At 43.6% G+C, this 18,440-nt stretch carries 14 protein-coding genes; 9 read left to right on the top strand and 5 right to left on the bottom strand.

What is annotated here, in order from left to right:
- Window positions 1-33: 33 nt before the first annotated feature.
- Complete coding sequence (locus tag M1P97_RS11485; protein ID WP_129733735.1) at window positions 34-399, bottom strand: response regulator; 366 nt, start codon at window positions 397-399, stop codon at window positions 34-36.
- Between the two features lie 193 nt (window positions 400-592).
- Here M1P97_RS11485 and M1P97_RS11490 point away from each other — a divergent pair, with 193 nt between their 5' ends.
- Window positions 593-3,061 (top strand): alpha-L-arabinofuranosidase C-terminal domain-containing protein, encoded by a 2,469-nt coding sequence (locus M1P97_RS11490; RefSeq protein WP_249389149.1) that lies wholly within the window; start codon window positions 593-595, stop codon window positions 3,059-3,061.
- A gap of 234 nt (window positions 3,062-3,295) precedes the next feature.
- Here the strand turns inward: M1P97_RS11490 and M1P97_RS11495 are convergent, their stop codons facing one another.
- On the bottom strand, window positions 3,296-5,644 hold the full coding sequence (locus M1P97_RS11495; RefSeq protein WP_249389150.1) for a family 20 glycosylhydrolase: 2,349 nt from the start codon (window positions 5,642-5,644) through the stop codon (window positions 3,296-3,298).
- 172 nt (window positions 5,645-5,816) lie between these two features.
- Complete coding sequence (gene glyA, locus M1P97_RS11500) at window positions 5,817-7,097, bottom strand: serine hydroxymethyltransferase (RefSeq protein WP_129733732.1); 1,281 nt, start codon at window positions 7,095-7,097, stop codon at window positions 5,817-5,819.
- Between the two features lie 176 nt (window positions 7,098-7,273).
- Here glyA and M1P97_RS11505 point away from each other — a divergent pair, with 176 nt between their 5' ends.
- The gene (locus M1P97_RS11505) at window positions 7,274-8,008 is read left to right on the top strand and encodes a class I SAM-dependent methyltransferase (RefSeq protein WP_195371507.1); all 735 of its coding nucleotides are present in this window, start codon (window positions 7,274-7,276) and stop codon (window positions 8,006-8,008) included.
- A 92-nt stretch (window positions 8,009-8,100) separates the two neighbouring features.
- On the opposite strand, the gene M1P97_RS11510 is transcribed toward M1P97_RS11505, so the two are convergent.
- Window positions 8,101-9,159 carry a Gfo/Idh/MocA family oxidoreductase gene (locus tag M1P97_RS11510; RefSeq protein ID WP_195371506.1) on the bottom strand — a complete coding sequence of 353 codons (1,059 nt, stop codon included), beginning with the start codon at window positions 9,157-9,159 and terminating at the stop codon, window positions 8,101-8,103.
- 34 nt (window positions 9,160-9,193) lie between these two features.
- On the bottom strand, window positions 9,194-10,390 hold the full coding sequence (locus M1P97_RS11515; RefSeq protein ID WP_249389151.1) for a DUF4272 domain-containing protein: 1,197 nt from the start codon (window positions 10,388-10,390) through the stop codon (window positions 9,194-9,196).
- A gap of 371 nt (window positions 10,391-10,761) precedes the next feature.
- Here M1P97_RS11515 and cysQ point away from each other — a divergent pair, with 371 nt between their 5' ends.
- From cysQ to M1P97_RS11550, 7 genes are all read left to right on the top strand, one after another.
- On the top strand, window positions 10,762-11,586 hold the full coding sequence (gene cysQ / locus M1P97_RS11520; RefSeq protein WP_249389152.1) for a 3'(2'),5'-bisphosphate nucleotidase CysQ: 825 nt from the start codon (window positions 10,762-10,764) through the stop codon (window positions 11,584-11,586).
- Between the two features lie 104 nt (window positions 11,587-11,690).
- A complete protein-coding gene (locus tag M1P97_RS11525) occupies window positions 11,691-13,244 on the top strand; it encodes an SLC13 family permease (RefSeq protein WP_195371500.1) in 1,554 nt (517 codons plus the stop codon).
- A 19-nt stretch (window positions 13,245-13,263) separates the two neighbouring features.
- Window positions 13,264-13,872 carry an adenylyl-sulfate kinase gene (gene cysC / locus M1P97_RS11530; RefSeq protein WP_195371490.1) on the top strand — a complete coding sequence of 203 codons (609 nt, stop codon included), beginning with the start codon at window positions 13,264-13,266 and terminating at the stop codon, window positions 13,870-13,872.
- A gap of 31 nt (window positions 13,873-13,903) precedes the next feature.
- Complete coding sequence (cysD, locus tag M1P97_RS11535; protein WP_028729484.1) at window positions 13,904-14,812, top strand: sulfate adenylyltransferase subunit CysD; 909 nt, start codon at window positions 13,904-13,906, stop codon at window positions 14,810-14,812.
- Between the two features lie 11 nt (window positions 14,813-14,823).
- Window positions 14,824-16,287 (top strand): sulfate adenylyltransferase subunit CysN, encoded by a 1,464-nt coding sequence (gene cysN / locus M1P97_RS11540; RefSeq protein WP_195371488.1) that lies wholly within the window; start codon window positions 14,824-14,826, stop codon window positions 16,285-16,287.
- 3 nt (window positions 16,288-16,290) lie between these two features.
- Window positions 16,291-17,394 (top strand): sulfotransferase family protein, encoded by a 1,104-nt coding sequence (locus M1P97_RS11545; RefSeq protein WP_195371486.1) that lies wholly within the window; start codon window positions 16,291-16,293, stop codon window positions 17,392-17,394.
- An 84-nt stretch (window positions 17,395-17,478) separates the two neighbouring features.
- Window positions 17,479-18,381, top strand: coding sequence for a PCMD domain-containing protein (locus tag M1P97_RS11550; protein ID WP_229058401.1), 903 nt, complete (start codon window positions 17,479-17,481; stop codon window positions 18,379-18,381).
- Window positions 18,382-18,440: the final 59 nt, after the last annotated feature.

Below are 18,440 nucleotides of genomic sequence, written 5' to 3' on the forward strand. Positions count from 1 at the left end.
ACAAGTTTAATTTAACCCTAGTGTGTTTATTATTTATCTCAATAACCTTTTAACCCTTACCCTTAATTCTTCCGGGTTAAAAGGCTTCAGAATAAAATCTTCTGCGCCTTCCTCAAATAGACGTATTCTGTTAGAACTGCTTTCTACGCTCGATAGAATCAGTACAGGGATATGACTGAAAAGTGCATTTGCTTTTAAATAACATAAAAACTCCTCTCCGTTCATCTCCGGCATATTAAGGTCGGAAATAATTCCGTCCGGTATGTTACCTTCATTGAGCCATGCGATTGCTTTAATAGGATTCTCTTCATATCTGACATCATATAATGAGGACAGATAGAGCATTATAATCTTCGCTATCTCAGGCTTATCATCAACCAAAAGAATCGACTTCTTCATGCTTTTTTGTATATATTGCAGTTTTTTGTTTTCTCTACAGCACAAAAATAAGACAATAATTTGAGAAAGCATATAAATTTCAAAGGTTTTTACAGCCAAATACTCTTTATTATAAAGAACTATATATATGAAATTTATTCTTTAAGTTTGCAGGATGAAATTCTATCGTGCTTTTGATTTGATAAATATTGATATGAATATACCCATTAAGATATTAAGTATAAGTGTAATACTTGTTTTTTTGTCTTCCGGATGTCAGCCGGAAATGCCTGTTACTTCTTCAATAACAGTTGATGTAGAAGGTTTTTCCGTACCTGTTAATAAGGATTTGTATGGATTGACTATTGAAGAAATTAATCATGCCGTTGAAGGAGGTATTTATGCGGAAATGATACAAAACCGTAGTTTTGAAGAAAGCGTACCTCCTCTGAACTGCCCATATGATGCGAACCGTAATGTTTTGATCACGCCTAATGGCTGGACTATTCCTTTTATGCGTTTGGATTCCGTTCCGGGATGGCGTCGTATTTCTGCCGGTACTTATATGTGGCCGGATAATAAGGAGCTGATCAATGATAAAAATCGTCGTTCCTTGTTGGTGTCTGCCTCTGTAACTCCTGAGTCTGGCAGAGGAGGGGTTGTTGCTACAGGGTATAACGGGCTTTCCATACGTAAAGGGGAGAAATATGATTTGTCGTTATATATGAAAGGGGCGACAATAACTCCCAAAACAATAAATATAGCCTTGTCTGATTCGATGGTTGAATCGACATTGAGTGATGTTTTTAAAATATCTACAGCTTTCGGATGGAGAAAATACAAACATACCTTTACTGCAACAGAGGATACGGATAATGCAGTTCTTGCAATTACTTCAGATAGTTCTGCCGTTTTCTGGCTGGATGTTGTTTCATTATTTCCACAGAAAACATGGAATGACAGGCCTAATGGCTTGCGTCCTGATCTTATGGAAAAGATTGCTTCACTGAAGCCTCAATTTATCCGTTTTCCGGGAGGAAGTTTTGTGGAAGGGTATACTGCCGGGACGTATCCTGTTTGGCGCGAAACGGTTGGAGATATTTCCGAGCGTAAACATTTCTGGAATGTATGGGCTTATGGTTCGACGAATGGAATGGGTTACCACGAATATCTTCAGATGTGCGAAGATTTGAAAGCCGAGCCTTTATATGTGATTAACAGCGGAGTAACGAGCCAAAGCCGTCGTCCGCGTTATGAAGATATAACAGCCATGAATAAATTAGTGCAGGATGCTTTGGATGCAATAGCATATGCCAATGCACCTGTCGATTCGACTTTGGGTGCTATGCGTGCCAAATCAGGGCATCCGGAACCTTTCAATTTGAAATATGTAGAGATCGGAAGTGAGAACTACGGACAGGAATATTCCAAACGTTTTGAACTTTTCAAAAAAGCGATCAATGAAGCCTATCCGGAGATAACAGTTATCAAAAGTGCTGCGATACCCGGACAGCTCCGGACTGAATGGACTGATTATCATTTTTATTCGGGAGAAGATTTCCTGATAGCCAATCATAACAGGTATGAGACCGGGCAGTATCTGCGGAGATTTCCAGCTATTTTTATCGGTGAGTTCAGTATGGGAGACGCTTCTTTACAAGGGACTCTGCGTGCAGCGATAGGAGAGGCCTGTTTCCTTGCCGGAGTCGAAAATAGTCCGGAAGTTGTGAAGCGTCTGGCATATGCTCCGGTATTGGGCAATGTGAATTACGAATTTCAACGGTATCCTGTTCTTTCATTCAATAACCGCCAGGTGGTGGGATCGCCGTCTTTTTATATGATGCAGATGTTTGCAAATAACCGGGGAGATGAATTGCTGAAAACAGAAGTTGATACCTATAGTCGTCCACAGGTGACATTCGGCCGTGCTTCGATAGAGTTGTTTGATAACAGTTATGATTTTGAGGATGTGCGAATCGATGATAAACCTGTCACTGATGCTACCGTAAAAAGTGGGGGCTGGGATGTAAAAGAGGGAAGACTTATTCCGGTTCCTAACCGTTGGAATTATTTGTTAATGGGAGATTCGACGGCTCACGACTATACATTGTCTATGCGGATCAGGCGAACGAAAGGCAGCGGACAAATTCAACTTCGTGTTCGTGATAATGGTAAAGATGGAGAGGCAAATGATCATATAGCATTGTCGATTGCTCCCGGCTCCTGTGAGTTATATCGTCAGTCGGGTGCGGTGAAAGATACGTTATGTTCTCCCCGCACTCATTCTTTTGAAAGCAATCGCTGGTATGATATAAAAATAGTCTGCAAGGATGAGACTATCAGTTGTTATGTGGATGGAAAACAGATATACGAGGTCGTATTACCTCCGCTACCATCGCTGGTTTCTGTTGCGACCTGGGATAAAGAAATGAATGTGATACTGCTGAAGGTGATAAACACGACCCGCCATGAAGAAAAAACGGAGTTGGATATAAAAGGTGTCAGTGTAAAGAACAATGCGGAGATTATTCAACTGACAGGGGATCCTTTGGGGCGTAATACATTCTTAGAACCGGAAAAGATCGTTCCCGTACAGAAAGAAATATCTTTTTCTTTGGGAGGCCCGATGGTCTATTCATTTCCTCCGAACTCGATCACGATCATAAAGCTGCAGATTGACTAAACAAATCCGGGAACTTCGTTTAAATGGTGGAAGTTGGTTCCTGACTTCGTAGAAACGGTTTTCAAACGTTTAATGTAGGTTTCTTAGGCCTAGGAAATGGCTTTTAAATGGTGAAAGTTCATTTCCTAGGCCTAAGAAATGAACTTTCACCATTTAAAACAGCTTTCTTACATCTAAGAAACCCACTTTAAACGTTTGAAAGGGGTTTCTTAGGCGTAAGAAGCAATTTCTCAATTAATGTACCAGCATTTCCGGAGTAATGCGAGTGAATTTATCCGCATCCGCTTTACGCAGTTTCACGCTACCGTCATTCCAGTTAGAAGGCCAGCCACCGATGATGTGTCCAAGGAATACAACTTTGATTTCGTGTAAACCGGCAGCCAATGCAACAGATGTGTCGTGACGTGAGAAACGTTTCACTTCACCACCGTTATTGATAAGCAGTTTACCATCGATCCAAACTTCTTCGTTATCCGAAGAGAGATAATATACGCCATCTTCCGGGATATTTACATAGCCGGTTGCAATAGCGGCATATTGTTTTACACCTCTCATAGACTCGCTGCTCTTAACAACACTGGTAAGCTCACGAAGATCTTTCATTGTTGACTTCTTCCATTCCTTAATGTCAGCCAGTTTGGATGATTCAAGGAACATACCGTCGGTAACCTGCATTTCCAGTCCCGGAGTTGTCTTAGTCACTTCCTTAGCCGGGGCCAATGCCTGTTTTTCTACTGCGATCGTACGAGTCTTGCTCATTTTACCGGAAGGCAAAACAGAACGGATTTTCAGTATGCCGGATTCGGTGAATTCGATAGGAGCAGAGTAAACGGTTGATTCGGCAGTCGGTTCTGTTCCGTCGATCGTATATACCATCTTGATAGGACGTGTAGTCTTAAATTCAAGAGATGCTTTATCAGTGAACGCAACAAAATTGGTAGAGCCCTTCGGCTGTTCCGGTTGCGGAATATGATAGTTGATATTGTGTGCATCCAGGCGAACCAGTGCATTATCCAGTCTGCGTTCGAAATCCTTGTAGTCTTTGCGGTTAAGTGGGCTCCATCCGATTTCAGATAAAGCGAGCATACGCGGATACATACGATATTCCATCAAATCTGTATTATACATGTATTCAGACCAGTTGTTGCATTGAACGCCTTTAATATGTTGAGCTTTGCCTGTTGCAACCAATGTGTCGGGAACCGGATTGTAGTTATAAACTTTTTCAATCGTAGCGTATCCGCCGATAGTTACCGGTTCGATCTTAGCATCTCCCTGATATTGGTCGAGATACATGCCGCCGCTTCCCGGAGTCATGATCACATCATGTCCCATATTGGCAGCAGCGATACCTCCTGCTTCACCACGCCATGACATTACGGTTGCAGAAGGAGCAAGTCCGCCTTCCAGGATTTCATCCCAACCGATGATTTTTTTACCGTGTTTTTCAGCCAGATATTTCTCCATCCGTTGTACGAAATAACTTTGCAGACGTTCTTCCGCACTATGTTGTTTGTTGCCTTTCAAACCTTCTTCTTTGATCCGTTTCTGACAAAGCGGACATTCTTTCCAGCTGATTTTCGGACATTCGTCGCCTCCGATATGGAAATATTCGCTAGGGAACATCGGAGCAATCTCGTCGATCACATCTTCCAGGAACTTGAATGATTCTTCCTTGCCGGCACACATAACGATATCTTCAACGCCCCAGATGATACGCGGAGTACCTTGTTCGCCTTTACAGGACAGTTCGGGATAAGCAGCGATAGCAGCCATTTCGTGTCCCGGCAGTTCCAGTTCGGGAATAACAGTTATGAAACGGTCGGCTGCATATTTCACAACTTCCTTGATCTCTTCCTGGGTATAGAAACCTCCATATTCAGTTCCTTCGCCTTCGATACGTTTCGAACCGATTTCAGTCAGTTTCGGATATTTCTTGATTTCAACGCGCCAACCCTGGTCGTCTGTTAAATGCCAGTGCATTGTGTTGATCTTGAATAAAGACAATGCGTCGATCTGTTTCTTTACGTTTTCAACCGGAATAAAATGACGACAAGGGTCAAGCATAAAGCCACGGTATCCGAAACGAGGTTCGTCTTTTACGGAAACACACGGGGTGGTCCATGCAATACCGCTTACAACAACCGGGCTTTCGATTTCTGCGGGCAATAATTGCATGAATGTTTGCATACCGTAGAATAATCCCTGCGGAGTTTTAGCTTTTACAGTTGCACCATTAGCAGTCACGTCGAGTGTATAGCCTTCGTTGTTTACGTCCAGTGATTCGTCGATGATTAAAGAAATGCCATTAGATACTTCTTTATCTCCGACTGTTACCTGATAACCTGTGGCCAGGTTCATTTTAGAGGCAAAAAATTCAGCAACAATCTTTGCTTCCGGAGTGGAAGCCTGGAAAGCCATGTTTTTACCGATTTTAAAGACTCCTTCGTTCTGAGTTAGACTTACAGGTATGGGAATTACATTGATACCCTGGTTGTAAGGCATCTGCTTTGTAGGCCCTTCACTGCATGACGCAAGAATACATAGTGCTGCGCCTGCACACATTGAAACGAGCTTCTTCATGTTTTAAATGATAAGTTTATTGATAATTGTGTATTTTGTTTTTCGTAGGGGCGGCCCTAGCGGTCGTCCCGGTATTTATACCGGTTAAACAGGAATTTGTGCCGCTTATACGGTGTATATATAATATAATGTATAGGAGCTGTGTTTTTAAGCAACCCCTATACAATGTGTTTTACCATGCGAAGATAGGATATTCTTTCATGATACTGTTCACTTTTTCGCGAACAGCAGTGATTGTTTTATCACATTCAGGGGCAGAAAGAACTGTATCGATCAATTCCACGATTTCAGCCATCAGCGGTTCTTTGGCACCACGGGTAGTGATAGCCGGAGTACCGACACGGATACCTGAAGTCTGGAAAGCCGAACGACTGTCGAACGGAACCATGTTCTTATTTACTGTGATGTCAGCTGCAACCAATGCTTTTTCTGCAACCTTACCTGTCAGTTCCGGGAACTTCTTGCGCAGGTCGATCAACATGCTATGATTGTCCGTACCATCGGAAATGATCTTATAACCTTTATCGATAAAAGCTTTTGCCATCGCAGCTGCATTTGCTTTAACCTGAGCCTGATATGTTTTATATTCCGGCTCCAGCGCTTCACCGAAAGCTACGGCTTTAGCAGCGATCACGTGTTCCAGCGGACCTCCCTGGATACCCGGGAATACAGCCGAGTCCAGTAATTGAGACATTTTCTTGATCTCGCCTTTCGGAGTCTTCTTTCCCCATGGGTTTTCGAAATCTTTGCCTAAAAGGATGATACCACCACGCGGACCACGTAAAGTCTTATGGGTAGTTGATGTTACGATATGAGCATATTCCAGCGGATTGTTCAGCAAACCAGCTGCGATAAGGCCGGCAGGGTGAGCCATGTCGATCATCAACAGAGCACCTACTTTGTCAGCGATTTCGCGCATACGTTTGTAGTCCCACTCGCGTGAGTAAGCAGAACCGCCACCTACGATCAAACGAGGTTTTTCACGTAGTGCAACTTCTTCCATCTGGTCGTAGTCTACACGTCCGGTGTCTTCTTTAACATTATATTCTGTAGCTCTATATAAAATACCTGAACTGTTTACTGGAGAACCATGAGAGAGGTGACCACCATGTGACAGGTTTAAGCCGAGGAATGTGTCCCCAGGATTAAGTACTGCCAGGAATACGGCTGCATTAGCCTGTGCCCCTGAGTGCGGCTGAACGTTTGCCCATTCAGCATTGAAGATTTGTTTCAACCGTTCGATAGCGATGGTTTCGCTCTGGTCTACAACTTCACAACCTCCATAATAACGCTTACCGGGATAACCTTCGGCGTATTTGTTGGTCAGACAGCTTCCCATGGCTTGCATCACCTGGTCGCTCACAAAGTTTTCAGAAGCAATCAGCTCGATACCTTTCAACTGGCGCTGATGTTCTTTCTCAATGATGTCGAAAATGATCTTGTCTTGTTTCATTACATGTAAAATTGGTTATTGCAATGAGTTCTCTGCTTATTAAAATGAGAGAATCGTCGCAAATTTACGATAAAAATCTATATAAATGGCTAGATTGTTGTCAAAATATAATTGCAGCTAGCAGCTAAAGAGCCTGTTTTTGGATTACCTTTGCCAAAACAGTAAAAAGAGGATTTATGAAAGAGAATAAGTATGATGATGAACAATTTTTCAACCAGTACAGCCAGATGTCGCGTTCGGTGGATGGCTTGAGAGGGGCTGGTGAATGGCATGTATTGAAAACGATGTTACCCGACTTCCGGGGAAAGCGTTTATTGGATCTCGGATGTGGCTTTGGTTGGCATTGCCGGTATGCGGTAGAGAATGGTGCCGTATCAGCTTTAGGAATTGATATTTCGGAAAAGATGCTGGAAGAAGCGCAGAAAAGAAATGCTTCTCCTCTGATAGAATATAAATGTATGGCTGTGGAGGATTTCGATTATCAGCCGGAAGCATATGATGTGGTGATAAGTTCGTTGACTTTTCATTATCTGGAGTCATTCGGTGATGTTTGCCGGAATGTACATAAGTGTCTAACCCAAGGGGGAGCTTTTGTCTTTTCAGTAGAACATCCCATCTTTACAGCTTACGGAACACAAGATTGGTATCGTGATCAGGCAGATAATATTCTTCATTGGCCGGTCGATCGTTATTTCACGGAAGGAAAAAGAAACGCGGTTTTTCTTGGCGAAGAGGTCATTAAATATCATAAGACACTAACAACCTACGTAAACAGTCTTATCCAGGCTGGCTTTGAAATCACCGGCCTGATAGAACCGGAACCTGATGCTGCTTTACTGGATACTATCCCGGGAATGCGTGACGAACTCCGCAGGCCAATGATGTTACTGATTTCAGCAGTAAAGAAATAGAAAGGGTGGGCACGGAATCTTTTTGTCATATATTGTGATAAAATACTCGCATAATATGTGCGAATAAATTATCACAATATATGATAATTTCACTAGAACAGCTTAATCACTTTTCCTGATCTGCTGCTTTCCCAGGCTGCTTCAATCAAACGGATCACATCTACCACTTCGCGTGCATCACTTAGCAAAGGCTCACCATTTCGGATATGCTGGTAAATATTCTCGTACAAAGCACCGTAGTCTCCCGGAAGGCTTGGATATTTCTCTCTTACATCCATGCCGTTATTGTCTGTATGAAGTACTCCCCACAGTTCTTTCTCTTCTTCACCCCAATGAGGCATATCGGGAGTGAGCCCATCTGTCAGATCCGCTTCCTGCCTGTCGAGCCCATATTTTACATACGAACCATTTGTTCCGTGAAGCATAAACCTCGGTTCACGTTCACACATCAGGTAGCTGGCTTTGAGTGTTATCTTTATGTTGGGTGCCAGGGAGGGGCGAAGCAGATGAATGATGAAATAATCGTCTACCATGCCACCCTCACGTAAAATCGCTATGTCAGCAAATACAGCCTCCGGCATACCGAACAATTGCACAGCCTGATCAATCAGATGTGCTCCAAGATTATATGTTATACCTCCTCCGGCTTCTCCTGTTTCTTTCCATGTTCCCGGTTTGATGAAATTGCGGAAACGAGGGAAAGTGGATTCGAATTCAACCAGATGTCCCAATAAGTTTTTATGCAATATTTCTTTGATTGTCAGGAAATCACTATCCCACCTTCTATTCTGGTAGACACTCAGGCTTAATTTCTTTTCTGCGGCAAGGGTAACCAACTCGTTTGCCTGTTCTACGGTTGTTGTGAACGGCTTTTCTACAAGTACGTTCTTTCCGGCTTCCAATGCCCGGCGTGCATATTCATAATGAGAACTGTCTGGCGTGTTTATCACGATCAGTTCCAGGTCATCCACTGTAAGCAGTTCGTCGAAACTACGAACGATATATGCCTGTGGATAACGTTCTTTAGCCAGATCTTTGCTACGCTCGGAGATAGCCGTCAATTCAAAATGCGGGTTGGCATTTATGAATGGAGCATGAAATACCTGTCCCGACATTCCGTAAGCAGCTAATCCTGTTTTGATCTTATTCATATCTTAAAAAGAGATTATTTGAAATAAAAGTTTATCAAGTATTCGGCTGGATCTCATCCCAATTGGCAGCGTTATTCGCTCCGATGATCCAGTTGAAGGCATAATGACGTTCTACAACAATTCCGCTATCAAGGCCGCCCGGAGCTTCTTTCCCATGAATACGTGCATCCACACAAGCCCAATCATAACGCAATGTCAGGTCTGCCGCATCCAGTATTTCTGTTTCCGGGCGCGAATATCCTTTAGATAACAGATCCTGTAATCCTTTGTGTTGCCAAAAGATCGCAGCGAGGACAGGCACGTCGATTATCTCCGATGGGTACGAAAGGTCGTCAACGACTCCGGCTGCCCAAAGCAATACTCCGCAACATTCGTAGCGCCAAACGAATTGAATACAGGTTTGCTGTTCTGGTTTCGGATCATCGATATAGGCTGTTTCCTTCTCTGTCAGATATGACTTAACACCGTACAGCTCATCCATCTTATTAAAGTAGAAGAGTGCTTTTTCCCGGTCTGAGTCTTCGGATAATATTACTTCCGAGTAAACGGCAACCGCAAACAGAGCCGCCGCTCGCTTCACCATCTCTTCCCGGCTTTTCAACCGGACCTCGCTTTCCAATGCTTCACTACGCAAATGTTCCATATAGGGAATATCTTTCTTTTTAAGTTGCGAGATAGAACGAAGGCGTCTTTCCGTATCGGCTTCAGACTCTTCCGGGCGATTGCCGTCGAGTAGGTCGGCATTGCCTATCGGAATGAATTCAGTCAACTGACTTTCTCCCTGAATGGAGAATAACAGCTTACCTTCCTTGGTGTATATCTGCATGCTGGGATAAAGCAGGAAGCCGTTTATGTCGTTGGCTATGGCAAATAAACAGTTGATAATATAGTTCGTCCGGTCCTCGTTGTCATCTATATCGAATGTAATGCCGGTTACACAGTTGAATACGCGAATCTGACGTAGCACATTTTCTTTCAGTTCAACCAGAGGTGTCTCTGCTGAAGAAAAATAATTGGCCATACCGGCTGTGTGGGAGGCAATGAAATCTGGTTTGTCCTGCTGGTGGCTGATATTGAATGTAATGCTCGAGTCATCCAGGAGTGTCAGGATGATATTTCCGTTTTCTGATGTGATCTCTTTTGTCATTTCTTTGTAACGATCCTGAATGGCTGTCACAATACGTCCGGGATCACCGATAACTGTGTATAGCGTGATATTCGCTTTCTCCATGATTCTATAATTTTTTATCCGGCTGTGATACCGGGGTGTTGTTGCGGACAAAAATAAGAAAATAAAGAAGTACTTTATATATTGATGTGGGTGAAAAGTTTACCTTAGGCCTCCGGAAGATGATAAACAAACTCTGAATACGAAAACAAAAACGTGATGAACTCCCCTGAATAGGAATAATTATATTTGCAGTCCATAGGCTCGGACATGCGGAAGCTATCAGGATCGGCAGCTGGAAGTATAATCAGGTTATGCAGGATGCATAAAAACAGGTTGTCGGAAGGAGATAGCTTGAAATAATTCGGCTCAGAACTGATTTGTATGAAAAAAACATTATATTTGTATATTCAGAAACTAAATAGATATGAGTGATGATGAACTATTCGAACTATCTTTACATTGCTATCCGGGCAGCGATAGATGCCGGTAAAGCTATCATGGATATTTATACAGATCCTGCATCTGATTTTGAGATTGAACGCAAAGCTGATAATTCTCCGCTGACAAAAGCAGACAAAGCGGCTCATAAGTTGATCGTGAATGTCCTTTCCGTAAGTCCGTATCCGGTTTTGAGTGAGGAAGGAAAAGATATTCCTTATGCTGAACGTTCTTCCTGGGAAACTTTCTGGCTGGTCGATCCGTTGGACGGGACCAAGGAGTTTATCAAAAAAAATGGTGAGTTTACGGTAAATATCGCTTTGATTCAAAAAGGAGTGCCTATTTTAGGAGTGATCTATGTCCCGGTACGGAAAGAATTGTATTTCTCTACCGATTCTTTGGGGGCTTATAAGTTGAATGTGGATTGTGATAATCAACCCTCTATGGACGAGATCATACAAAAGGGAGTCCGCTTGCCCGTTTCTATGGGGCATCAGGGAATTGTTGTTGTTGCTTCCCGTTCTCACCAGAGTCCGGAAACAACGGATTTTATAGAGAATTTGAGAAAGCAGGGACAGCCAGTTACGTTAATCAGTAGCGGTAGTAGCTTGAAAATCTGCCTGGTTGCGGAAGGAAGTGCGGATATATATCCTCGTTTTGCTCCGACAATGGAGTGGGATACGGCAGCCGGACATGCTATTGCCAAAGGGGCGGGATGTGATGTTTTTCATATCGATGGTCGAACACCGTTGAAATACAATAAGGAAGATTTGCACAACCCCTGGTTTATCGTAAAACCCATTTCTTCCATATCCTGATTATTTTGGTCAATAAGATTAAAATAGCACATTGGCGTACGAATAACGTTAATTTTCTTATTACATTTGCACCTTATCTGAAAAACTAGACAGATTAGGAACGCATGAATTTTGAAATATTATTTGTATTATTAGCCTTGGCCGGTATGGTCGCGGCGTTAATATGGGACAGAATGCGACCGGGAATGATACTACTTTCTGTAGTAGTATTATTCCTTGTCGTTGGTATATTAAGTCCCAAAGAAATGTTGGAAGGGTTTAGTAATAAAGGGATGATAACTGTCGCCATGCTCTTTTTGGTGAGCGAAGGTATCCGTCAGAGTGGTGCTTTAGGGCAGGTAATCAAGAAACTTCTTCCGGAAGGTAAGACCACAGTGCTGAAAGCCCAGGTGCGTATGTTGCCCCCCATCGCTTTTATATCCGCTTTCCTGAATAATACACCGGTAGTTGTGATTTTTGCCCCGATCATCAAACGTTGGGCCGAAACGGTAAAACTTCCTGCTACTAAATTCCTTATTCCCCTTTCTTATGTTACTATATTAGGTGGTATCTGTACGTTGATCGGAACTTCGACCAATCTGGTGGTACATGGTATGGTTACAGATGCCGGGTATGAGGGGTTTACAATGTTCGAGCTTGGAAAGGTCGGTATCTTTATCGCAATAGCAGGTATTCTTTACCTGTTTGCTTTTTCAAATAAACTGCTTCCCGATTCCCGTCAGGATAATTACGTAGATGAAGGAGAAGAAGAAGGTCCGGGAAACTTGCACCGTGTGGAAGCCGTATTGGGCTCCCGTTTCCCCGGTATCAATAAGACATTGGGCGAATTTAACTTTGCACGCCATTATGGTGCTATCGTAAAGGAAGTGAAGAGTGGGGGCGAACGGTTCACACACGATCTGGATAAAGTGACCTTGCATGAAGGGGATACATTGGTGCTTTGGGCAGACGATTCATTCATCCCGACCTGGGGAGAATCAAGTGTCTTCCTTATGCTTGCCAATGGTAGTGAAAACACGGAACCCGTATCGAAAGGAAAACGTTGGCTGGCACTGGGACTATTGATCTTTATGATCGTAGGTGCAACAGTCGGAGAACTGCCGGTGGTGAAGGAGGCTATCCCGGATATGAGACTGGATATGTTTTTCTTTGTCTGCATCACAACTATTATTATGGCCTGGACAAAGATATTCCCGCCTAAAAAGTATACCAAATATATTTCATGGGATATTCTGATCACGATTGCATGCGCTTTTGCGATCAGTAAAGCAATGGAAAACTCCGGTTTTGCAGCATTGGTGGCCAGTTATATTATCAATATGGCCGATAGTTTCGGACCTTACGCATTATTAGCAATCATATTTATTATTACAAATATATTTACGGAATTGATAACGAACAATGCGGCCGCGGCTTTAAGCTTCCCGATTGCATTATCGGTAGCCACACAGTTAGGAGTAAATCCGACTCCGTTCTTTGTTGTGATCTGTATGGCGGCTTCGGCCAGCTTCAGTTCGCCGATCGGTTATCAGACGAACCTGATCGTACAAGGTATCGGTAGCTATAAGTTTACCGACTTCGTAAGGATCGGTCTGCCGCTGAACCTGATCACTTTCCTGATATCTGTATTTGTAATTCCAATGATCTGGAAATTCTAATTAAAGGGGGTAATTTATAATGAGTAATACACAAACGAATAACATATATCCGATCTTCGACAGAATGATGGGCAGGGAGGATAAGGAAACTCTTTTGAAACAGCGTAGTGTGATGGTCTGGTTTACGGGACTCAGTGGCTCCGGTAAAAGTACTGTTGCCATTGCGTTGGAGCGTGAGTTACACCAGCGCGGATTATTGTGCCGTATTCTGGACGGTGATAATATCCGTAGCGGTATCAATAACAATCTGGGATTTTCTGCCGAAGACCGTGTGGAGAATATTCGTCGCATAGCCGAGGTAAGCAAACTATTTATTGATACGGGTGTTATAACAATAGCGGCTTTTATCAGTCCGAACAACGAATTAAGGGAGATGGCTTCATCTATTATCGGAAAAGAAAATTTCCTCGAAATTTATGTGAACACACCGATCGAAGAGTGCGAACGGCGTGATGTGAAGGGGCTGTATGCTAAAGCTCGTAAGGGAGAAATAAAAGACTTTACTGGCGTTTCGGCTCCGTTCGAAGCACCGGAATATCCGGCTTTGTCGTTGGATACATCCGTGTTGAGTCTGGAAGAGTCGGTAAACAAATTGTTGGAATTGATTTTACCCAAAGTGAGGGTTTAAGAAGGAAATATAAATAATAACAAATATAACTATGTCAGACTACAAATTAAGCCATTTACAGGAACTGGAAGCAGAATCCATCCATATCATACGGGAGGTTGCTGCTGAATTTGAAAATCCTGTAATGCTTTATTCTATCGGTAAAGACTCATCGGTGATGGTCCGGTTGGCAGAAAAGGCCTTTGCTCCGGGTAAAGTACCGTTTCCGTTGATGCATATCGACTCCAAATGGAAGTTTAAGGAAATGGTACAGTTCCGTGATGAATATGCAAAGAAATTCGGATGGAACCTGATCGTCGAATCCAATATGGAGGCCTTTCACGCTGGTGTCGGGCCTTTTACACATGGTAGCAAGGTGCATACCGACCTGATGAAGACACAGGCTTTATTGCATGCCCTCGATAAATACAAGTTCGATGCCGCTTTCGGCGGAGCCCGTCGCGACGAGGAAAAGAGCCGTGCCAAAGAACGTATCTACTCTTTCCGTGATAAATTCCACCAGTGGGATCCGAAGAACCAGCGTCCGGAATTATGGGATATCTATAATGCCCGCGTTCACAAAGGCGAAAGTATCCGTGTATTCCCTTTGTCAAATTGGACAGAGTTGGATATCTGGCAATATATCCGTCTGGAAAACATACCTATTGTTCCGTTGTATTATGCAAAAGAACGTCCTATCGTAGAACTGGATGGCAATCTGATCATGGCCGACGACGACCGTCTGCCGGAACAGTATCGCGATCAGATCAAGATGCGCATGGTACGTTTCCGTACGCTTGGCTGTTGGCCTCTGACCGGAGCCGTAGACAGTGAGGCCGATACGATCGAGAAGATCGTGGAAGAAATGATGACAACCACCAAGAGCGAACGCACTACCCGTGTGATCGACTTCGACCAGGATGCCAGCATGGAACAGAAAAAGAGAGAAGGTTATTTCTAATTCTAAAGAATATGTCAACATTAAATATAAAAGAATTCCTGGATAAGGACGAACAAAAAGACTTGCTCCGTTTCCTTACTGCCGGTTCGGTAGATGATGGTAAATCGACATTGATCGGACGTCTTTTGTTTGATAGTAAAAAGTTATATGAAGATCAGCTGGATGCTCTTGAACGCGACAGTAAGCGTATGGGAAATGCCGGCGATCATATTGACTATGCATTACTGCTCGACGGTTTGAAAGCGGAACGCGAGCAGGGGATCACGATCGATGTAGCTTACCGCTACTTCAGCACGAACAACCGTAAATTCATCATAGCCGATACTCCGGGACACGAGCAGTATACGCGAAACATGATTACCGGTGGTTCGACAGCTAACCTGGCGATTATCCTGGTGGATGCCCGTACGGGCGTGATTACACAGACCCGTCGCCATACCTATCTGGTATCTCTGCTGGGTATCAAGCATGTGGTATTGGCAGTAAACAAGATGGACCTGGTCGATTTCGACAAAGAGGTTTTCGATCGGATCGTAGCCGACTATAAGGAGTTTGTTGCTCCGTTGAATATCTCGGATATTACTTACATCCCGCTTTCTGCGCTGGATGGAGATAATGTGGTGGATAAGAGTGACCGTACCCCCTGGTACGATGGCCCTTCTTTGCTCGACTTCCTTGAAACGGTTCCCATCGACCAGGATCGAAACTTCGAAGATTTCCGCTATCCGGTACAGTATGTGTTGCGTCCGAACCTGGACTTCCGTGGTTTCTGCGGTAAGGTATCCAGCGGTATCATCCGTAAGGGAGATACAGTGATGGCGTTGCCTTCACGTAAGACTTCTAAAGTAAAAAGTATTGTTACTTATGACGGTGAACTGGATTATGCTTTCCCTCCCCAGTGTGTTACCATCACTCTGGAAGATGAGATCGATGTTTCCCGTGGCGAAATGCTGGTGCACCCGGATAATCTGCCGATAGAAGACCGTAATTTCGAGTCCATGTTAGTATGGATGGATGAAGAACCTATGGATATGTCCAAGCAGTTCTACATCAAACATACGACGAACCTGACACGTGCCCGTGTAGACAGTATCCGTTATAAGGTGAATGTCAATACTATGGAACAGTTGACAGTTGACAATGGACAGCTGACAGCTGACAGTTTGCCGATGAAACTGAATGAAATTGCTCGTGTCGTCTTTACAACGGGTAAGGAACTGATGTTTGACCCGTATCAGAAGAATAAGCAGACAGGTGCATTTATCCTGATCGACCCGATCACCAATAACACATCGGCTGTCGGAATGATCATCGACCGTGTGGATGCGAAAGATATGGTAACGGAAGATGCCCTTGCCGTATTGAACCTTCCTGAACTTGGAATAGGCAAAGAACATTACGATGCTGTTCGCACAATATGTAAAGAGTTGGAGCGTCAGGGCGTTCCTGTAAAATGTATAACAGATAAAGAGTAAATTATGGGGTTGCTGGAATTTGATAAATTACCAATTAACACGCTGGTAGGAGCGGACTGGAAAACATTTAAGGCTGTGACAGCTAACAAAACGATCGACAAAGGTTTTCGCAACAAGTATTATCTGACAAAGTCGATATGCCGTCTGCTCAGTTTATTGCAACCTTTCGAAGATGCCCGTTACCGTAAGATCGCGGACAAACCGTTGGAGATGGATCCGGTATTCATATTGGGTCACTGGCGTAGTGGGACCACCTTCGTCCACAATGTGTTTTCGTGCGACAAGCATTTCGGATACAACACCACCTATCAGACGGTATTCCCGAACCTGATGCTTTGGGGACAGCCTTTCTTTAAGAAGAATATGTCATTCCTGATGCCTGACAAACGCCCGACCGACAATATGGAGTTGAAGGTCGACCTTCCGCAGGAAGAAGAGTTTGCCCTGGCTAACATGATGCCGTATACTTATTATAATTTCTGGTTCTTTCCTAAACATATGCTGGAATATTGCGACCGGTATCTGTTGTTTGACAATACGACCGAACAGGAACTGGAAGTGTTTAAGGAAACCTTCCTGAAGCTTGTTAAGATATCGCTTTGGAATACGCACGGCTCGCAGTTCCTGAGTAAGAACCCGCCGCATACCGGACGTGTAAAAACGTTGCTGGAAATGTTTCCGAATGCCAAGTTTATTTATTTGAAGCGTAATCCTTATACTGTATTTGAAAGTACGCGCAGTTTCTTTACAAATACAATACAGCCGCTTCGTTTGCAAGACATCACTAATGAACAGATTGAAAGTAATCTTATTGAAGTATATCGCCGCTTGTTCTATAAATTTGAAGAACAGAAAGGGCTGATCCCCGAAGGAAACCTGGTGGAAGTGAAGTTTGAAGATTTCGAACAGGATGCTTATGCAATGACTGAAGACATCTATCGTAAACTGAACCTGCCGGGATTCGAATCGTCTAAAGCCGAGATCGAGAAATATCTGGGTAAGAAAAAGGGATATAAAAAGAACCAGTACAAATACGACGACCGTACCGTACAGATTGTCGAAAAGAACTGGGGCATGGCTCTCAAAGAGTGGGGGTATTCTTTATAATATTCTTTCAACTTTTAAGCAAAGCTTATGAATTATATAAAGAATATATTGTTATTTTTGTTTGCAGGTAGCCAGCTGTCTTCCATGACCGGACAGGAAAAGGTCGTACCTTTTGCTTTCGGTGATATGGATCAGTGGGTTGTTCGTGAAATCCAGGAGTCGGGAATCATTGGTGGAAATAAGAAACACCTGTATGAGTTGGGACCGACCGATACAATTGTCGGCAATGTTGCTTATCGTAACCGGGGTGGTTCTCCGTGGGCTAACTCGAACGTGATGGCAAAGGTTGCCGGAGTAGTAAAGACCAATACATCTGTTTTTCCGGAAAGGAGAGGAGATGGATGGTGTGCACGCCTGGAGACACGTATGGAAAGTGTGAAAGTATTAGGTTTGGTCGATATCGAGGTCGTTGCTGCCGGTTCCGTATTCCTGGGAGCGGTACACGAGCCGATCAAAGGGACAAAGAACCCGCAAAGTATGCTGGGGAGCGGTGTTCCTTTCACCAAGAAACCGGAAGCGATCCGTTTCGATTATAAGATCAAGGCGGCGCCGGAGAAAGAACGTATCCGTAGTACAGGATTCAGCCGTAAGTCGAAAGTGGCCGGACAGGACTCGATCGCAGCTATTCTATTCTTACAGAAACGTTGGGAAGATAAGGAAGGAAATGTATATGCCAAACGGGTAGGAACAATGGTGCAACGTTATGTATCATCGACAGACGGTTGGGTAAACGACGCTACTTATCCGATCCTTTACGGCAATATTACTTCCCATCCCGATTACAAACCTTATATGTGCATACAGGTTGAAGAACGTTATACGCTGAACAGTCAGGGAAAAAGTGTTCCCATTCAGGAGATCGGCTGGGCAGAAGAAGGAGAGGTGCCGACACATATCGTGCTGCAATTCACATCCAGCCATGGCGGTGCCTATATCGGCTCACCGGGTAATACGTTCTGGATTGATAATGTAAAACTGATATATTAATCAGTTGACAGTTGACAAGTGACAATTGACAGTTCTCCGAGCTGTTTTATCTGTCATCC

Source organism: Parabacteroides leei (genome assembly GCF_023369805.1).
Lineage (GTDB): Bacteria > Bacteroidota > Bacteroidia > Bacteroidales > Tannerellaceae > Parabacteroides > Parabacteroides leei.